General features: G+C 49.4%; 17 protein-coding genes. 11 read left to right on the forward strand and 6 right to left on the reverse strand.

Features of this window, described 5'->3' with window-relative positions:
- Position 1: 1 nt before the first annotated feature.
- Both MKX98_RS10175 and MKX98_RS10180 read right to left on the reverse strand, forming a co-directional pair.
- Positions 2–1477: an aminotransferase class I/II-fold pyridoxal phosphate-dependent enzyme gene (locus MKX98_RS10175; RefSeq protein WP_194541722.1), complete on the reverse strand. Its 1476-nt coding sequence runs from the start codon at positions 1475–1477 to the stop codon at positions 2–4.
- Between the two features lie 373 nt (positions 1478–1850).
- A complete protein-coding gene (locus tag MKX98_RS10180) occupies positions 1851–2474 on the reverse strand; it encodes a DUF1054 domain-containing protein (protein WP_220686003.1) in 624 nt (207 codons plus the stop codon).
- A gap of 264 nt (positions 2475–2738) precedes the next feature.
- Between MKX98_RS10180 and MKX98_RS10185 the strand changes: the two genes are divergently transcribed.
- Together MKX98_RS10185 and gndA are read left to right on the forward strand one after the other, a co-directional pair.
- Positions 2739–3335 carry a hypothetical protein gene (locus MKX98_RS10185; protein WP_100536070.1) on the forward strand — a complete coding sequence of 199 codons (597 nt, stop codon included), beginning with the start codon at positions 2739–2741 and terminating at the stop codon, positions 3333–3335.
- A gap of 192 nt (positions 3336–3527) precedes the next feature.
- The gene (gndA, locus tag MKX98_RS10190; protein WP_181469719.1) at positions 3528–4937 is read left to right on the forward strand and encodes an NADP-dependent phosphogluconate dehydrogenase; all 1410 of its coding nucleotides are present in this window, start codon (positions 3528–3530) and stop codon (positions 4935–4937) included.
- A 141-nt stretch (positions 4938–5078) separates the two neighbouring features.
- On the opposite strand, the gene MKX98_RS10195 is transcribed toward gndA, so the two are convergent.
- Positions 5079–5462, reverse strand: coding sequence for a hypothetical protein (locus MKX98_RS10195; protein WP_201259450.1), 384 nt, complete (start codon positions 5460–5462; stop codon positions 5079–5081).
- A gap of 242 nt (positions 5463–5704) precedes the next feature.
- Here MKX98_RS10195 and MKX98_RS10200 point away from each other — a divergent pair, with 242 nt between their 5' ends.
- Positions 5705–6181 carry a shikimate kinase gene (locus MKX98_RS10200; RefSeq protein WP_339224392.1) on the forward strand — a complete coding sequence of 159 codons (477 nt, stop codon included), beginning with the start codon at positions 5705–5707 and terminating at the stop codon, positions 6179–6181.
- 131 nt (positions 6182–6312) lie between these two features.
- Here the strand turns inward: MKX98_RS10200 and MKX98_RS10205 are convergent, their stop codons facing one another.
- Positions 6313–6621 (reverse strand): rhodanese-like domain-containing protein, encoded by a 309-nt coding sequence (locus MKX98_RS10205; protein WP_174819205.1) that lies wholly within the window; start codon positions 6619–6621, stop codon positions 6313–6315.
- Between the two features lie 167 nt (positions 6622–6788).
- On the opposite strand from MKX98_RS10205, the gene aroA reads away from it, so the two are divergent.
- From aroA to ptsP, 4 genes are all read left to right on the forward strand, one after another.
- Complete coding sequence (gene aroA, locus MKX98_RS10210) at positions 6789–8081, forward strand: 3-phosphoshikimate 1-carboxyvinyltransferase (protein ID WP_220686002.1); 1293 nt, start codon at positions 6789–6791, stop codon at positions 8079–8081.
- Positions 8082–8132: 51 nt separating this feature from the next.
- A complete protein-coding gene (locus MKX98_RS10215; RefSeq protein ID WP_071223669.1) occupies positions 8133–8555 on the forward strand; it encodes a CoA-binding protein in 423 nt (140 codons plus the stop codon).
- 189 nt (positions 8556–8744) lie between these two features.
- Positions 8745–10628: a glucose PTS transporter subunit IIA gene (locus MKX98_RS10220; protein WP_216535160.1), complete on the forward strand. Its 1884-nt coding sequence runs from the start codon at positions 8745–8747 to the stop codon at positions 10626–10628.
- A complete protein-coding gene (ptsP, locus tag MKX98_RS10225) occupies positions 10625–12388 on the forward strand; it encodes a phosphoenolpyruvate--protein phosphotransferase (protein WP_194541727.1) in 1764 nt (587 codons plus the stop codon). The genes MKX98_RS10220 and ptsP overlap by 4 nt, the downstream gene beginning before the upstream one ends.
- A gap of 159 nt (positions 12389–12547) precedes the next feature.
- Here the strand turns inward: ptsP and MKX98_RS10230 are convergent, their stop codons facing one another.
- On the reverse strand, positions 12548–13075 hold the full coding sequence (locus tag MKX98_RS10230; RefSeq protein ID WP_220686001.1) for a type 1 glutamine amidotransferase domain-containing protein: 528 nt from the start codon (positions 13073–13075) through the stop codon (positions 12548–12550).
- A 542-nt stretch (positions 13076–13617) separates the two neighbouring features.
- Here MKX98_RS10230 and MKX98_RS10235 point away from each other — a divergent pair.
- From MKX98_RS10235 to MKX98_RS10250, 4 genes are all read left to right on the forward strand, one after another.
- Positions 13618–13779 (forward strand): hypothetical protein, encoded by a 162-nt coding sequence (locus MKX98_RS10235; protein ID WP_339222867.1) that lies wholly within the window; start codon positions 13618–13620, stop codon positions 13777–13779.
- Between the two features lie 95 nt (positions 13780–13874).
- Positions 13875–14222, forward strand: a complete 348-nt coding sequence (ytxJ, locus tag MKX98_RS10240; RefSeq protein WP_339222869.1) for a bacillithiol system redox-active protein YtxJ — start codon at positions 13875–13877, stop codon at positions 14220–14222.
- A gap of 93 nt (positions 14223–14315) precedes the next feature.
- A complete protein-coding gene (gene ccpA, locus MKX98_RS10245; protein ID WP_071223674.1) occupies positions 14316–15326 on the forward strand; it encodes a catabolite control protein A in 1011 nt (336 codons plus the stop codon).
- A gap of 108 nt (positions 15327–15434) precedes the next feature.
- Positions 15435–16136 (forward strand): 5'-methylthioadenosine/adenosylhomocysteine nucleosidase, encoded by a 702-nt coding sequence (locus MKX98_RS10250; RefSeq protein WP_339222872.1) that lies wholly within the window; start codon positions 15435–15437, stop codon positions 16134–16136.
- A gap of 111 nt (positions 16137–16247) precedes the next feature.
- Here MKX98_RS10250 and MKX98_RS10255 read toward each other — a convergent pair whose 3' ends face one another.
- Complete coding sequence (locus MKX98_RS10255; RefSeq protein ID WP_071223676.1) at positions 16248–16880, reverse strand: GNAT family N-acetyltransferase; 633 nt, start codon at positions 16878–16880, stop codon at positions 16248–16250.
- Positions 16881–16931: the final 51 nt, after the last annotated feature.

The following is a 16931-nucleotide window of genomic DNA, read 5'->3' on the forward strand; positions in this document are numbered from 1 at the left end:
TTTAGAATATAGGGTCCGTTTCCACGATGACTTTAACATTTTGGATGCTGCGATCCTCGGGGCCTTTAACCGGAAGGCCTACTTCGACATGATCGATAATGTAATCGATGTTTTCCTGGGAAATGACTTCGCCCGGAAGCAGGATCGGAATCCCTGGCGGGTAGACATAAATGAATTCGGCAATAATGCGTCCTGCCGATTCCTTGAAAGGCACAACTTCCGTATCTCCGTAAAATGCATCGCGAGGGATCAGCGACAACTGCGGAATTTCCGGAGTTTTCACAACCAGCTCGTTAATCTCATTCACATGCATGTATTGATTGGAAAGCTCCCGGAGCGCTGTCAGCAAAATATCGATGGTCTCCCGATTGTCCCCCGGTGTAATGAGGCACAGAATATTGTACATATCACTGAGCTCCACCTCAATATTGTAGTGATCCCGCAGCCAGTTCTCGGTTTCATATCCCGTAATGCCGAGGTGGCGCACATGGATCGTCAATTTGGTTGGATCATAGGAGTGCGTCGCTTCCCCGCCTAATATTTCTTTTCCAAAGCTGTACAAACCTTCGATTTTGTTGACTTCATCACGTGCATATTGCGCCAACTCAATCGTCCTTGCAGCCATTTCGCGTCCATGGAGCGCCAAACTGCGGCGTGAAGTATCAAGCGATGCCAGCAGGATGTAAGAGGTGGAGGTTGTGGTCAGCATGCTGATAATCGTCTGTACGCGATAAGGATTGATGTATCCGTTCTTGGTATTCACGTTCAGCACGGAGCTCTGCGTCATCGAGCCGCCGAGCTTGTGGACGCTGGTCGCAGCCATATCGGCCCCCGCTTCCATGGCCGACATCGGGAGCTCTTCATGAAAATGGATCAATACACCGTGCGCCTCATCCACGAGAACGGGCACATTGTAGCTGTGAGCCAAATCCACGATTTCCTTCAGATTGGCGCTTACCCCGAAATATGTCGGGTTAATGACCAGTACGGCTTTGGCGTCAGGGTGACGTTTTAATGCTTTCCGAACCGAGCTGATGGTGATTCCGTGATCGATTCCCACATTGGAATCCTGGGCAGGCGATACGAATACAGGCTTGGCCCCGGTGAAAATGATGGCGGAGAGCACGGATTTATGGACGTTGCGCGGTACGATGATTTTATCGCCAGGCGAACATACCGACATGATCATGGTCATGATCGCTCCGCTTGTCCCTTGGACACTGAAGTAGGTGTGATCGGCACCGAATGCGTCGGCGGCCAGCTTTTGGGCTTCCTCGATGACGCCTGTAGGCTGATGCAAATCATCCAGCGGCGCAATATTAATCAAATCTATAGAAAAGGCGTTATCCCCTATAAATTCCCGAAATTCGGCGTCGGTGCCGAGGCCCTTCTTATGTCCCGGAATGTGAAATTGCACGGGGTTTTTGGCCGCATGTTCTTTAAGTGCGGTGAAGAGCGGTGTACGACTATGGTCCATGGACGTTGTCACAACCTTTCCTTATGTTTATTTTGTTATGATTTGTTGATTTCTGTTTTTATATAAACAAAATTGAGTATAGCAAAATAGGGGGGGAATGCAAGGAGATTAAACGGCTTTTTTTGCTATGTCCCATAACGCTTCAAACTTTAGACATATTAAGGAGGAGCAACAAAGATCTTCATCGTTCCTTCATTAAATTATCATCCATAAAAAAAACGTCTATCGACGTACTTTCTTAGAAGACAGATCGCGGTTAAAGGAAGTTTTTCTTGCGATTATGGAATTGTTCAGCTTCGCTGAAAATTTATAAATTCTATAATCTTAAAAAAGAGCTGCAACAGCAGCCCTTTACATCAATATATCATGCTCATTAAAACGCCATTTTATAAAGCGGCAGCAGCGCCTCAAACGTCTCCTGCACCTTTTGCACCAGCTTGTCCCCTTCAAGCTTGACGGCTTCCTCGCGCGGGATGCGCAGTCCGCACATGACCTCAGCCTTTTTCACCTGCTTCAGCTTCTCAATCAGGCGCGTGAAATCCTCCTCGCTCATATCCTGATGAGAGGTGCCAGACGGGTTCATGTGATCCATGGACCAGTAAAAATTTTTAGGCAGTGCTTTTGCTGTTTTCTTCAGCTTGGCTTCCAAGTTGCCGGCAAACACGGTCTTGTTGGGGCTTTCGTAAATAATCGCGAAGATGACAAACAGATGGGTTCCGAACATGCCCACCTCAAAATGAGGCAGTGCTTTGTAGCCGCGTTTGCTGGCAGCCCAAGCGACCCAGGTGTCAATGGGAGGATTGACAGTGCGTCTTGCATGCTTCGCCACATGCACAAACATTTCTTCCCCAGCCAATGCCGATACATAAGGTGCCAACTCAGCCCCTAACGCCTCCAGCTTGGGTCTTACCCGTTCAATGAGAACCTCCATACGGGCTTCAAGCCCGGGAACGGAGAATACGTCGAAGTCTTGATCTGTAAATCCGGTAACCGTCATGGATGTGATGGCCTCCCTGTTGTTGATGATATATTTACTAAACTCGGTTTTTGGATAACTTATTATACCATAAGGCGAATGGACATCACGCATTGCCCAGAAAAGCTTCACCGTATGTTCATGCGGGTTAAAAATAGTCAATAAACCAAGTTACCGTTACATAAGATGGAGTATAAGATATAGATAAGACAACATCAAAAGCAGCCATGGGGGAAATCTTCACCGCCGTTTAATGATCGGTAGTAAACCGGAGGAGGGAGTGCCGTGAATAAGAGCGAGGAAGTGGAGTATTGCAACCTGGAGCTCCGGTTTGATCGCCGGCATATCCAGGACCTAATCAAGGAATTGATCCAGGAAGGATATTCGCTTTATTGGAGCGAGAATGATACGCAGTTTGTCATTTCAATCCGAACAGGTCGCAAGCTGGTAAAGCTGCGGTTTCAACGAACAGGAAGCGGTTTTAAACTGGTAGGCGATTATATGATTCGTGATCCCAAACTCGCGGAATGGATGGAGAAATTGATCGAGAATACCCGTGGCCATGCTGTCGTCAAACGTTTCAAGGACCGGCAAATTTTGATCGAGAATATTTTGTTTGGTGAGGTCATAAGGCTCGTGGAAATATCCGGTTACCGGCAGCGGGTGCTGTTTCAGAAGGGGACGCCGATGACGGAGCAGGAAATGCTGCGGCTGTTTGAATCGGATGTAGGGGAACAGCGATTGCTGCTGTCGAGACTGGAAACCGATGATGAGCTTGAGAAGCTCCATGCGGCGCTGCAAGAGGGGGACGAAGACAAAATTTCGGCTTGCAAGCAAAGACTCCGTGAGCTTTCCTTGGAGCTGATGAGGCTGGAGTGGTAATGACTTCAACCCGGATACAAGTTTAAAGCACGAACAACACTCCGAAACAGAAGGGGTGTTTTCGCGCGTGTTCTGATTTTGTGACAGGGGTTCACTTGTCAAATGAAAAACGTTAATATAAGATTATTGCAAATCATCTCGGATAGGGATGGGTTGTTTAAAAATATATTGGAGCAAAGGATGGAGAACCAGATGTCAAAACAACAAATCGGTGTGATTGGCCTTGCTGTAATGGGAAAAAACCTGGCCCTGAACATCGAAAGCAAAGGCTTCACCGTTTCCGTATATAACCGCTCTCCGCAAAAAACGGAAGATATGCTGAAGGAAACCGAAGGCAAGCAAGTGAAGGGGACGTTCTCGATCGAAGAATTCGTGGATTCCCTTGAAACTCCTCGTAAAATCCTGATCATGGTACAAGCGGGACAAGCTACGGATGCTACGATTGAACAGCTGATTCCACATTTGGACAAAGGCGATATCATCATCGACGGCGGTAACGCTTATTTCCCTGATACACAGCGCCGCAGCAAAGAACTGGCTGAAAAAGGCTTTAATTTTATCGGTGCTGGGGTTTCCGGCGGCGAAGAAGGCGCATTGAAAGGTCCATCGATCATGCCTGGCGGACAAGAAAGTGCCTACAAGCTGGTTGAGCCTATTTTGACGGCTATTTCCGCTAAAGTTAACGAAGAGCCTTGCTGTACATATATCGGACCAGACGGTGCCGGCCATTATGTAAAAATGGTTCACAACGGTATCGAGTATGGCGATATGCAGCTTATTTGCGAAGCTTACCAATTGCTGAAGGACGTACTCGGCCTCGATGCGAAGGATCTGCACGGAATCTTCACAGAGTGGAACCAAGGCGAACTCGATAGCTACTTGATCGAGATTACGGCTGACATTTTCTCCAAATATGACGAAGAAACCGGCAAGCCGATGGTTGACGTGATTCTGGATACGGCGGGCCAAAAAGGAACAGGTAAATGGACAAGCCAAAGCTCCCTGGATCTGGGCGTGCCGCTGTCCATGATCACCGAATCCGTATTCTCCCGTTTCTTGTCCGCAATGAAAGAAGAGCGTGTGGCAGCAAGCAAAATCCTGAATGGTCCAAAAGCAGCTGCATTTGACGGCGACAAAGCCGAATTCATTGAAAATGTGCGCAAAGCGCTGTTTGCAAGCAAAATCGTATCCTATGCCCAAGGCTTTGCACAGCTTCGCGTAGCATCCGACGAGTACGGCTGGAACCTGCAATACGGCAACCTCGCTAAAATTTGGCGCGGCGGCTGCATTATCCGATCCCGTTTCTTGCAGAACATCACGGATGCTTATGAGAACAATCCTGAGCTGAAGAACCTGCTGCTGGATCCGTTCTTTACCGATATTATTGAATCCTATCAAGATGCATGGCGTAAGGTTGTTGCTTCCGCGGTATCCTTGGGCATCCCGGTTCCTGGGTTCTCCAGCGCGCTTGCATACTACGATAGCTATCGCACCGCAAACCTGCCGGCAAACCTGCTGCAGGCTCAGCGTGACTACTTTGGAGCTCACACGTTTAAACGCGTGGACAAAGAAGGCACCTTCCACTATAACTGGATGGATTAATTCTGCCTCTATGGCAGCATGAATGCCATCCTCCCTGGATGGATTAATTCTGCTTTTTCTAGCAGCATAAATGCCATCCTCCCTGGATGGATTAATTCTGCTCTCTATGGCAGCATGAATGCCATCCCTGATGGAGCCATTTCACTCTGGGGAGCTAGAATGATTTCCGTTCGCCGGGGGAGAGATCAGAGATTCAACCGTACGGGCTTGAGAAGGGGAGTGCGCCTCCGCCAGCTCAGGAAGTCCGTGCATGGCTTCTAAGAGACAGGTGCGGATGTCGTGGTTCTTTGTATGGATGTGGTTTCCGCTTCCGAGCAAGAGCAGCGCGGCTTCGCAGTAACTGTTGAAATTTTGCAGCAAACGTGGCTTTGAAAGATCCAGCAGTGCAGGATCCTTCAGAGCCACTTTTTTTTGGACAAAATGAAGCACCCAGATCACATCTTCGCGGCATAACGGGTAGGCGGGGTCGAGAATCCGGCGGATGCGCTTGGCAGCGGAAGAGAGACCGGTTGGACGAAAAGACATAATATATTCACTCCTTTCTTCTAATCTTGTATTCTTGTAATTAGTATATGACAATAGGGAACCAGATAGACTCGATAAAATTGGAGCTTTACTTGGGGGTTACTCGCATAAGAACAATTTAGAGAGTCAGGTCCATTGTCGAAAGATTTGGGGCTGTGGTATGATATGAGCAACCTTTACAGTGAAGCAGCAAATGGGGTGTCAAATTGGATAAGATAGGTAGGAACATCATTCTGATCGGGATGATGGGTACGGGCAAGTCAACCGTAGGGCGTCTCCTGGCAGACACGCTCGGCTACACCCTGATCGATCTGGATGCGGAAATTGAGAGGATGGAAGGCAGAACGATTTCCGAGATGTTTGAAGCGGATGGAGAGCCGTATTTCCGTGAGGCAGAATCTGTTGCACTGCGCAGCGTTTTGCAGCGGAAAGGCATTGTCGTAGCGTCCGGCGGAGGAGCCGTGCTTCGTTCCGAGAACTGTGATGTAATGAAACGTGGTGGCTGGGTCGTTGCTCTTACAGCGGATGCTGCCAGCATTGTTGAACGGGTACGTGGTGATGCCAATCGGCCGCTGCTTGCGGGGGATGTCGAAGATAGAGTTCGGCGTATCCTGGATGAACGAAAGGACAAATACCTGTTTGCGGATGTCATAGTGGATACGGTTGGCCGATCCGCGGGGGAAGTAGCGACTGACATTTTAACGCATTACCGCGGCTAAGATGGTCAGCGAACGACCTGAGGCGATGAGCATGAATCAGTTTCTATGGGTGAATCTGTAATTGTACTTGGGTCGGATCATGTAAAAAAAGGCGGGGATCACGATCATCCCGCACCTTCTTCATGGCCTGTCTATTCTTCATCGTCATGCCACTGAAGCATGCCGCCTTTCATGTTGATTACATTAGTCAAGCCCTGGTGATTCAAAAATTCGCATACGTGTTGACTGCGACCACCGCTGCGGCAGATGAAGACGACCTCCTGATCGCGCGGAATTTCGTCCAGACGATTCGGAATCTCGCCCATAGGGATATGCTTGGCACCGCTGATCATGCCGGCTGCAACTTCTTCATCCTCGCGGACATCAATCATGTACACATTTTCGCCGTTTTGAAGCCGGCTTCTAAGCTCCGATGTTTCCATTTGAGGGATCGGTTTCATCATATAGACCTCTTTTCTGATAATAAATGATTAAGATCGTAACGATCTGAATTTCCAGTTCACATGAACTATGATAACCAAGCGGTTCTTTCCCTGTCAATTTATACTAAGGGAGATTTCAAGGTTGGTTCATCATAACCTAATATATACAAGGAGAGATACATACGATGGATGTAATCGTCAAGCCTACGCCTATATTAAACGGAGAGATTGGAGCGCTATCCTCCAAGAACTATACAACTCGTTACTTGCTGGTAGCTGCACTTGCCGAAGGAACGAGCACGATCTATTACCCAGCTCATAGCGAGGATAGCGACGCCATGAGACGCTGTATCCGGGATCTCGGGGCCGTGATCGAGGAGGATGAGGAGAAGGCTGTCATTACGGGCTTTGGCAAATCGCCGCGGGATGTGAAGGAACTGAACGTCGGTAACGCCGGCGCCGTTTTGCGCTTCCTCATGGGCGTCACGGCGTTGTCTAAAGAGGTTACCTTTGTCAATACCTATCCGGAATCACTGGGCAAACGTCCTCATGATGATCTCATTGAGACGCTTGGTCAATTGGGCGTGGAAGTGGAGCATAATGAAGGCAAACTGCCGATCACGATTCGTGGCGGTCAGCCGAAAGGCGGAAAGCTCACCGTATCTGGCGAAGTGAGTTCGCAGTACTTAAGCGCACTGTTGTTCTTAACGCCGCTGCTTGCCGAGGACAGCGAGATTACCGTTACCGGTGATTTGAAATCCAAGGTCGTTATCGGTCAGACCCTGGAAGTGCTGGAGCAAGCGGGCATTACGATTCACGCAGCGGATGATTATACATTCTTCCGGGTTCCTGGCGGTCAATCCTACGAAGCGAAGACCTATACCGTTCAAGGCGATTATCCGGGCTCTGCTGCCGTCCTGGCGGCGGCTGCGGTCACGCAGTCGGATGTAACCATCCGCAATCTGTCAGAGGACAGCAAGCAGGGAGAGCGGGCTATTATTGACGTCCTGCGAATGATGGAGGTTCCCCTCACGCACAAGGACGGAAATGTCCATGTCCAGGGCAACCGAACCCTGAAGGCTTTGGAATTCGACGGAGATGCAGCGACGGATGCGGTACTAGCGATGGTTGCGGCAGCTGTGTTTGCGGAAGGAACCTCCCGATTCTACAATGTGGAGAATCTCCGCTATAAGGAATGCGACCGGATTACGGATTATTTGAACGAATTGCGCAAAGCCGGAGCGAACGTTGAGGAACGCCAGGCCGAGATCATCGTTCACGGCCGTCCGGAAGGCGTCGAGGGCGGCGTGGAGATCAATGCCCATTATGATCATCGGGTCATTATGGCCCTGACTGTGGTCGGACTTCGCGCACATCAGCCGATCCGGATTAAGGATGCGCATCATGTGGCCAAGTCGTACCCGCAATATTTTGATCACATGAAGGCGCTTGGAGCCAATGTAGAATGGGTAAAATAAAGGAATAGCCAAGCGGCTCGTCTATTACGAATGGAAAGGTGGTCATAAAGCATGGCATTTGAAAATCCTACGCGCGAAGAAATCGCGGATATTTTGCGAAACGCAGGCAATATCGCTGTTGTCGGTCTGTCTGACCGGCCGGATCGTACATCCCATATGGTTTCGGCTGCGATGCAAATGCGCGGATACCGGATTATCCCGGTTAATCCTGGTGCAACAGAAATACTTGGGGAGAAGAGTTATCCATCCCTGAAGGACATTCCGGAGCCGATCCATATCGTCAATGTGTTCAGACGCAGTGAATATTGTGCCGATGTGGCGCGAGAAGCTGCCGAGATTGGAGCTAAGGTGCTCTGGCTTCAGCAGGGCATTATCAGTGAAGAGGCGGCGGCCATCGCGGAGAAGAGCGGCATGATTGCCATCATGGACCGCTGCATCAAGGTGGAGGATTCCATCGCTTTGGGCGGGCGTTAAGTTTTGAGTTGGTGAATTGGAATTAGGAGCAAGCCTTATGTTGAAGCAGCCGCTGGCAGACTGGACACGATCCGGGCCTGCCGAGGCACTGCTCGTGAGGCTTGCTTTTCTATGTGGCATTTGCCCTGATTTCTTTTTGACAAAAACAGGCGCAGCGCTTACCATCAAGGATAGAAAGGAGGGCTCGCCTTGAATTGGTTGGGATCATTACAACAGCTGGGCAGAGCAGTTATGCTCCCTACAATGGCGCTTCCGGCGGCAGCTCTCCTGCTTAGCGTGGGGAGTCTGCCATGGTCGGCGTGGGGCTTCGGAACCTTGGGCGAGATTGCCCAGGCAGCGGGGCACGGCGTGTTTTATTATATGCCGTATTTATTTGCCATCGGTGTCGCATGGGGGCTCTCGAACCAGGGAGGACCCGCAGGGCTTGCCGCTCTGGCTGGCATGTTCATTTACGATCAGGTTATATCCCGTCTCGGAGACGGGAGTGTACAGCCCTCGACCTTGATTGGTATTATTTTTGGGGTAATGTCCGGTTACGTTTATAACCGGTTCAAACATATTAAGCTTCCAGAAGCTATACAGTTTTTTGGGGGCTCCCGATTTGTGCTTTTGTTCATGGGACTGTTCTCCACGATATTTGCATGGATCATGCTGGGGATGGCTCCCATGGTACAGCGCGGATTAGATGCCTTTTATGATCTGACCGTACATATGGGGGCATTCGGATTATTTCTCTACGGAATTTTGTACAGGGTACTGACGGCATTTGGTCTGCATCACTTGTTGAATAACGTCTATTGGTTTCAACTGGGCTCGTACGAGACGGAAGACGGTACCGTCGTTCAGGGGGATCTGCCCCGATTCTTCGCGGGTGATCCGACAGCGGGCGACTTCATGGCCGGGTTGTTCCCGATTATGATGTTTGCCCTGCCGGCGATTGCATTTGCCATTATTCAAGAGGCGCGGGAAGATTTGAAGCCGAAGGTAAAAAAAACGTTTATGCGGTCCGCGCTCGTCTGTTTTTTGACCGGGGTATCGGAGCAGATCGAATTCGCGTTCTTATTCGCGTCTCCTTATCTGTATGTGCTCCACGCCCTGATGGCCGGTTTCGCGATGGTGCTTACCTATGCGTTTGATATCCACCACGGGTTTTCATACTCGGCTGGATTTATCGATTACGTACTCAATTTTCACTTGTCGCAGAACGCCTGGATCATCATACCGATCGGGGCCGTATACGGCATCGTTTACTATTTTTTGTTCCGCTGGGCCATTCGCACCTTCGAAATCCCGACACCCGGGCGTGAAGAAGGCTCGGCGCTGGAAGGCCGGGCAGGAGACATCCCCTATCAGGCACCGCTTATTCTGGAGGCGCTTGGTGGGAAAGACAACATCGTTCAGGTCCAATCCTGCATGACGCGTCTTCGACTGACCGTATACAATGACCGCCAGATTGATTCGGACGCACTGAAATTGCTCGGTTCAGCCGGCATCATCAAGCTGGGCGGCGGGAATGTCCAGGTGGTATTCGGGACGTATTCCGAGCTCATCCGCGAAGAGATAAATAAGCTGATGCAGCAAGATTTACCGCGCGTTCTGTTCAGCGCGCCCGTACAGGGACGCATGCTTCCGATTGATGAAGTACCGGATGATATTTTTGCCGCCAAGCTTGTCGGCAACGGCGTGGCGTTCATTCCGGAAAAAGGGGAACTTGTATCCCCGGTATACGGAACCGTGATGCATGTCTATCCGACGATGCATGCCATTGGCATTTCAACGCCGGATGGACTCGAGGTGTTGATTCATATCGGGATCGATACTTCTCAACTGAAAGGACCGTTTACAGCTGTGGTAAGCGAAGGGGATACTGTCGAGCCGGGGCAATTGCTGGTCAAGTTCGATCTGGCATATTTAAAGACACATGCCGCATCACTGGCCACACCGATGGTGATCACCAATCCCGATAAAGTAAGATCTTGGAGCTTTGCTCCATTCAAGTCCGTTAAGAGAGGACAGTCATCTGTCATGTCCGTCGTATTAAATGAGAGTAATGCTGGGGGTAGAGAATCATGATACAAGGCATTGGCGCAGCAACAGGCGTAGCGATCGGTAAGGCTTTCGTACTGCCGCATTGGGAGCTGGACCTTCCGGATTCCGAAATGGATGCTGTCGATTTAGCCAAAGAGTTCGAGCGCTTATATGAAGGCATACGAACCTCCAAGAATGAAATTGAATATATCAAGAACGAATTCAAGGAAATGGTGGGGCACGAGGAGTCGCAGATCTTTGATGCGCATCTGGCCATACTGGAGGATCCCGTATTCATGAACGAAATTCAAGGGATCATCGAGCGCCAGTACAAGGCTGCCGAAGTAGCAGTTAAAGAGGCGATCGATCATTTCGTATCCATGTTCGATTTGCTGGACGACGAGTATATGAAGGAGCGGGCACTGGATATTAAGGATGTTGGTAATCGGCTGCTCAAGCATCTTCTCGGTGCTCCGGAAGTCAAGCTTCCGGCTGATACGCAGCCTTATATTTTGGTTGCGAAGGAACTTTCTCCGTCTCAGCTTGTGCATCTTAACCCTTCCCACGTTCTTGGCATCGTGACGATGACGGGTGGCAAGACCTCTCACTCGGCAATTATGGCCCGCGCTCTCGGCATACCGCTTGTATCCGGGATTGAGAACAAGCTGGATCATCCGATCCAGACCGGACAGCATCTGGTTGTGGATGGGGATGAAGGCTTGCTGTATTTGGAGCCCGACACGCTGGTTGTAGAGCGTTACGAAGGGATCCGAGAGCAGCAACGGAAAAAGAAAGAGCAGCTGCAGCTCCTGGCAACCGTTGATGCGGTTACGAAGGATGGAACATATTTCAATCTGGCCGCGAATATGAACTCCGTTAAAGAAATGGAGATTGCGCTGAAGAACGGCGCACAGGGAGTCGGATTGTTCCGGACGGAATTTTTATATATGGATCGCCACAACTTTCCTTCGGAAGAAGAGCAATTTGAAGTGTATAAACTGGTTGCCGAGAACGCAGGTGAGTCCTCGGTCGTGATCCGTACGCTGGACATTGGCGGCGATAAACAGTTGGATTACTTCGGGCTGCCGGAAGAAGAGAACCCTTTCCTGGGTTATCGCGCCATTCGTATCAGCCTGGATCGCACAGAGCCGTTCCAGACCCAGCTGTCCGCCATTCTGAGGGCCAGCGCTTTTGGTAACGTCAAAATCATGTATCCGATGATATCCTCGATAGAGGAAGTCAAGCAGGCTAATGCCGTGCTGCGGCGTGCGATGGCCGATTTGGACCAACGCGGCATCGCATACGATCCCAACATTAAGGTCGGCATCATGATTGAGGTGCCCGCGGCAGTTACCATCTCGGATCTGTTGGCAGAGGAAGCCGATTTCTTCAGCATCGGGACGAACGATTTGGTTCAGTATGTGCTGGCGGTAGATCGGATGAACGAGCAGATCGCGCATATGTACCATCCATTTCATCCTGCGGTCTTGCGCATGCTTCGGACGACGGTGGAGGCTGCGCATGCGGCAGGCATACCGGTCAGCGTGTGCGGAGAAATGGCTGGGGACGAGCGGGCGATTCCGATATGGCTGGAGCTTGGCGTTAAGGATCTAAGCATGTCGCCGCAATCCTTGCTTCGCGTGAAGCATCGGATCTTGAATACCAATGCGGCAGAAGCGAAGGGGGAGGCAGCGGCTTGCTTCAAATTGCGTACCAGCTCCGCTGTCGAAGAGCGTCTAAGCGCGTTTGCCGAACGCAGCAGTTATCTGAACGGAACTAACGGTACGGACAGCACGGCCTCTTAAAAAGCCAACCTCAAGAAGAAGGATGTCGTTACAATTTTCATGTTTCTTTTTTGAGTGGACAAGCTAAGCTATACCCGCATGAAAAAAAAAGCTGCCTATCTCACCAGGAGTCCTTCTTGGTGAAATGAGCGGCTGTTTTTGTGTGGTGCAGGGGAGCTTTCAGCCTTGCTGTGCCAGAGCATCGCAAAAAGCTTTGCCGTACGGCGGCAGATCCGGTGGACGGCGGGCGGAAATAATATGACCGTCAGTCACGACGGCTTCATCCTTCCAGATTGCACCGGCATTTTCCATATCGTCGCGGATCCCCGGTGTGGAAGTAACCGTAACGCCGTCCAGGATTTTGGCAGAGATGAGTACCCATCCGGCGTGGCAGATCTGTCCGATCGGTTTTTTGTCCGCATTCATTTCTTTAACCAGTTGAAGGACTTTATCATAACGGCGCAGCTTGTCCGGCGCCCAGCCGCCCGGAACGAGAATTCCATCATAATCCTTGCTGTTCAGCTCTTCAAATGAATATTCGGCTTGAGCGGGAACACCATATTTGCCCGTGTAAGTTTTTCCTTTTTCCAACCCGGCAAGATGGACTTCCGCCCCTTCCTCACGGACCCGGTAAACGGGATACCATAGTTCCAGATCCTCAAATTCTTCGTCTACAAGCGCTATTACCTTTTTTCCAGCCAATCTCATGATTGATATAACCCCTTTCTCACAGATTTCCTCATGTATCCGTATGACTGTTCTTATTGTAACAAATATGGAGGGCAGTTTCATAGGAACGAGCAAAGAACAAACATTTGGAAACATATCTGGTAAATAAAGCATTATCACAAATTAGCAGGATTCTTTGGTATGATAGTCGAATAGAACTAGTTTAGGTGACAGATTTGTGACATAGGCTGTTGGAATTAGATTACGCGATAGGATTTGGGGTGGGCATTTTGTTCAAAACCTGCAACTGTGGACAATGGATGAAGTTGGAATTAAGAAAGCTGATTCATGAAAGAAAGACTCGAATATATCATGTTCCTGTTTATGCCTGTCAGGCTTGCAAGAAGTATGAGCTTCTGCCTCTTATTAAACCGGATTTACTTCGCTATCTAGCATCGATTAGCAATGAGACTAGACGAATACACGTTTCGTTCGCAGATGTTAATGAGTCTGCATACGTACTTCGAGAAGTGTTCCGTACATACGATGATGATTCGTCGGTAGAATGGCAGACACGCTGTATGGAAGTTTTTGATGAGCGGATCAATATGCTGTTGGATCTATTTCGTTATGCCCAGAGCTTGGGCGACGGTGACTGGATGAGACAAATTGAGCGGCGGCTCGAGCAGTTAAGCACGATTAAATCTCTCGTTCCTGAAAATTCGGGAAATTATGCAAGATAATTTTCAGAAAATTTTCGCGGTTGTTGGATTTTTCACGCACTTTTTGTTAGGATAGAGGATAGGAACTTCAATACAATGAAGGGAATGTATATCCTATGGCGACGTTGACGAAAATGACTACTATAAAAGAGTTGCGCAGCACCCTTGAATCTTCGGAGCAGAGGCCCTTGCTGATGTTCAAACATAGTACCAGATGCCCAATTAGTGCCGGAGCCTACAAGGAAGTGCAAGCTTACCTGGAGGACCAGCCGAACGAGCGGATCGACTATGTATGGATTGATGTCATTGCCGACCGTCCGGTGTCGAGTCAAGCTGCGGAAACTCTAAGCATACAGCACGAATCGCCACAAGTTATTCTTGTAAAAGAAGGAGCGCCAGTCTGGCATACATCCCATTCCCATATTACGGCTGAAGCGCTGAAGGCTCAATTGGACGGCATCTAATGCCGTGTCGTTGCACAAAGCAGTAATTTGTCGTATCATAAATTCAATTGGTATTGAACGAATGAAAATCTATTGGCAATGGAGAGAAGGAATTTGACGGTAACCATTTACGATGTTGCGCGCGAAGCAGGCGTTTCCATGGCGACGGTATCACGGGTTGTAAACAATAACCCGAACGTTAAGCCTCAGACCCGGAAAAAAGTATACGAAGCGATTGAACGTTTAGGGTATCGTCCGAATGCGGTAGCCAGAGGTCTGGCCAGCAAGAAGACCACAACCGTCGGCGTTGTGATCCCTGACATTTCGAACTCGATCTTTGCGGAGATTGCCCGTGGTATTGAGGATATTGCTAACATGTACCACTATAATATAATTTTGTGTAATGCCGACAAACGTAAGGAAAAAGAAATCCGCGTTATCAACACATTGCTTGAGAAGCAAGTGGACGGTTTGTTGTTTATGGGTGGAACGGTGACGGACGAGCATATCCAGGCGTTCCAGACATCGGCTGTGCCGATTGTTCTTTGTGCGACAAGTGACGAGAGAGGTTCTTACCCTTCTGTTGACATTGATCATGAACAGGCTGCGTTTGATGCGGTAAACACTCTGATCCGGCACGGGCACCGTGAGATTGCCATGATCAGCGGCACGCTTCAGGATCCGGCGAACGGCTATGCACGTTTCCAAGGGTACAAGAAGGCGCTGGAAACTGCCGGCATCGAGTATCAAGAGGATCTGGTGCGTATTGGTAACTATCGCTATGAATCAGGCGTGGAAGCGATGAAATACTTCCTGGGACTTAAGAAGAAACCGACGGCTATTTTTGCTGCTACCGATGAGATGGCAATTGGCGCTATTCATAGCATTCAGGATGAAGGCTACAAAGTACCGGATGATTTCTCTATTATCAGCGTAGATAATATTCGGATGGCTTCGATGGTTCGTCCACAGCTGACAACGGTAGCTCAACCGATGTATGATTTGGGAGCCGTAGCTATGCGCTTGCTTACCAAGCTGATGAAGAAGGAGAATGTGGAGAATCCTCGCGTGATTCTGCCGCATGAAACGATTCTTCGGCTTTCGGTTAGTCATGTGAACGAGTAAGAAGTGTGAATGAAAGCAATTTACCATTTTGAAGAAAGCTCCTGGTTTTAAAGGGGCTTTTTTCTGGTGGGATTATTTTGTGGTCTTGAATTCAGGAGGGATATCGGTATGACAACACAGGTTATTGGCCTAATCGGGGCCATGGACGAAGAAGTGGAAATGCTGCTCAGTCAACTGGAGAATAAAGAAACGGCAGTTCGTGCAGGGGTTACATATGCTTCGGGAACGATTCATGGCAAGCGCGTCGTTGTATGCAAGAGCGGAGTGGGTAAGGTGAATGCCGCGGTTACTACGCAAATCTTGATTGATACTTATGGCGTTTCCAAAATATTGTTTACCGGCGTGGCGGGCGCGCTGCATCCGGAGCTGAACATTGGCGATATCGTCATCTCTTCCTCCTGCATGCAGCACGATATGGACGTGACGCCGCTCGGCTTTGCGCGCGGCGTGATTCCGTATCAGGCAGTGTCTGATTTTCCTGCTGATCCCTCGTTGATCGAGCTGGCAGAGGAAGCGTGCAAAGAGCAGGCGGCGAATCATTACGTCATCGGAAAGGTTCTTTCGGGCGATCAGTTCATTGCTAGTCGTGATACAGTACGGACGCTTCACGAGGATCTGAACGGGGTTTGCGCGGAAATGGAAGGCTCTGCCGTTGCCCAGGTATGTTATATGAACGGTGTGCCTTATGTGGTAATCAGATCCATGTCGGATAAGGCTGACGGTTCTGCCCATGTCAACTTTCCTGAGTTTACCGTGAAAGCTTCCAAGCGTTCACACGAAATCGTGAACTACATGCTGGGCAAACTCTAGTAAAAACTTTGTGTGAGTGGTAGGCATACATATCCAGTATGCATCTCTACAGACAAACTCCCCGAGGGCAAGCCCTTGGGGAGTTTGTTTTTTTATTTATTGGGTATCGACTTAATACATAAACCGCTGTCTGAAACGGATACGATCGAATTGTTCTTGTGATGAAAGCGGTACGTGCCGTCCGATTCTGACCATGAGACAGTTAGCAGGATGGGAGCAGATTTCCGGATCGTCGGTTGCGTACCACTCCATATCTACAATTTTCATTAACCGCTCCATCATTTTGCGGTAATCCCATACGTTAAGGCCGCTTCCTTTAAGATCCCAATGCCAGTAGTACTCGGTCGTAAACACGATGTAACGCTCCATCTGTTCTTCTTCAAATGCAGTCTTTATCATTTGCTGCCCAAGTCCCAGAGAACGGTAATCTTTCGCTACCTCGATGGCACCAAGTTCAATCAAATCTTCCATATTGCCCTCAGACCAGCGTTCCTGCTCATCCGGGTGATGAAACGTTACATATCCAACGATCATATCTTGGTCTCTCGTGATGATGATTCTGCCTTCGGGCAGGCCTGCAATTTCCACCAATGCCTCATGCTGCTCCGCAGGACGACGAAATGCCTTGAGATCAGGGTGCATGGTTAGCTCGGATAGTTGCTCGGGAGGTACAGGTCCTTCGATGATCAGGCGGCGGTCTTCAGGGAACAAAACATGAGACTGGTATACCTTGCAGTGTTCCATCCGTTACGCTCCTTTCAATTCCATACCCTACTTATAGCAAAAAAATAAAAA

The organism is Paenibacillus sp. FSL W7-1332, from assembly GCF_037969785.1.
Lineage (GTDB): Bacteria > Bacillota > Bacilli > Paenibacillales > Paenibacillaceae > Paenibacillus_AQ.

Coding starts and splice junctions, on each gene's coding strand:
- MKX98_RS10175 (WP_194541722.1), bottom strand. CDS start 1,477: ATGGACCATAGTCGTACACCGCTCTTCACCGCACTTAAAGAACATGCG.
- MKX98_RS10180 (WP_220686003.1), bottom strand. CDS start 2,474: ATGACGGTTACCGGATTTACAGATCAAGACTTCGACGTATTCTCCGTT.
- gndA (WP_181469719.1), top strand. CDS start 3,528: ATGTCAAAACAACAAATCGGTGTGATTGGCCTTGCTGTAATGGGAAAA.
- MKX98_RS10195 (WP_201259450.1), bottom strand. CDS start 5,462: ATGTCTTTTCGTCCAACCGGTCTCTCTTCCGCTGCCAAGCGCATCCGC.
- MKX98_RS10200 (WP_339224392.1), top strand. CDS start 5,705: ATGATGGGTACGGGCAAGTCAACCGTAGGGCGTCTCCTGGCAGACACG.
- MKX98_RS10205 (WP_174819205.1), bottom strand. CDS start 6,621: ATGAAACCGATCCCTCAAATGGAAACATCGGAGCTTAGAAGCCGGCTT.
- aroA (WP_220686002.1), top strand. CDS start 6,789: ATGGATGTAATCGTCAAGCCTACGCCTATATTAAACGGAGAGATTGGA.
- MKX98_RS10215 (WP_071223669.1), top strand. CDS start 8,133: ATGGCATTTGAAAATCCTACGCGCGAAGAAATCGCGGATATTTTGCGA.
- ptsP (WP_194541727.1), top strand. CDS start 10,625: ATGATACAAGGCATTGGCGCAGCAACAGGCGTAGCGATCGGTAAGGCT.
- MKX98_RS10230 (WP_220686001.1), bottom strand. CDS start 13,075: ATGAGATTGGCTGGAAAAAAGGTAATAGCGCTTGTAGACGAAGAATTT.
- MKX98_RS10235 (WP_339222867.1), top strand. CDS start 13,618: ATGGAAGTTTTTGATGAGCGGATCAATATGCTGTTGGATCTATTTCGT.
- ytxJ (WP_339222869.1), top strand. CDS start 13,875: ATGGCGACGTTGACGAAAATGACTACTATAAAAGAGTTGCGCAGCACC.
- MKX98_RS10250 (WP_339222872.1), top strand. CDS start 15,435: ATGACAACACAGGTTATTGGCCTAATCGGGGCCATGGACGAAGAAGTG.
- MKX98_RS10255 (WP_071223676.1), bottom strand. CDS start 16,880: ATGGAACACTGCAAGGTATACCAGTCTCATGTTTTGTTCCCTGAAGAC.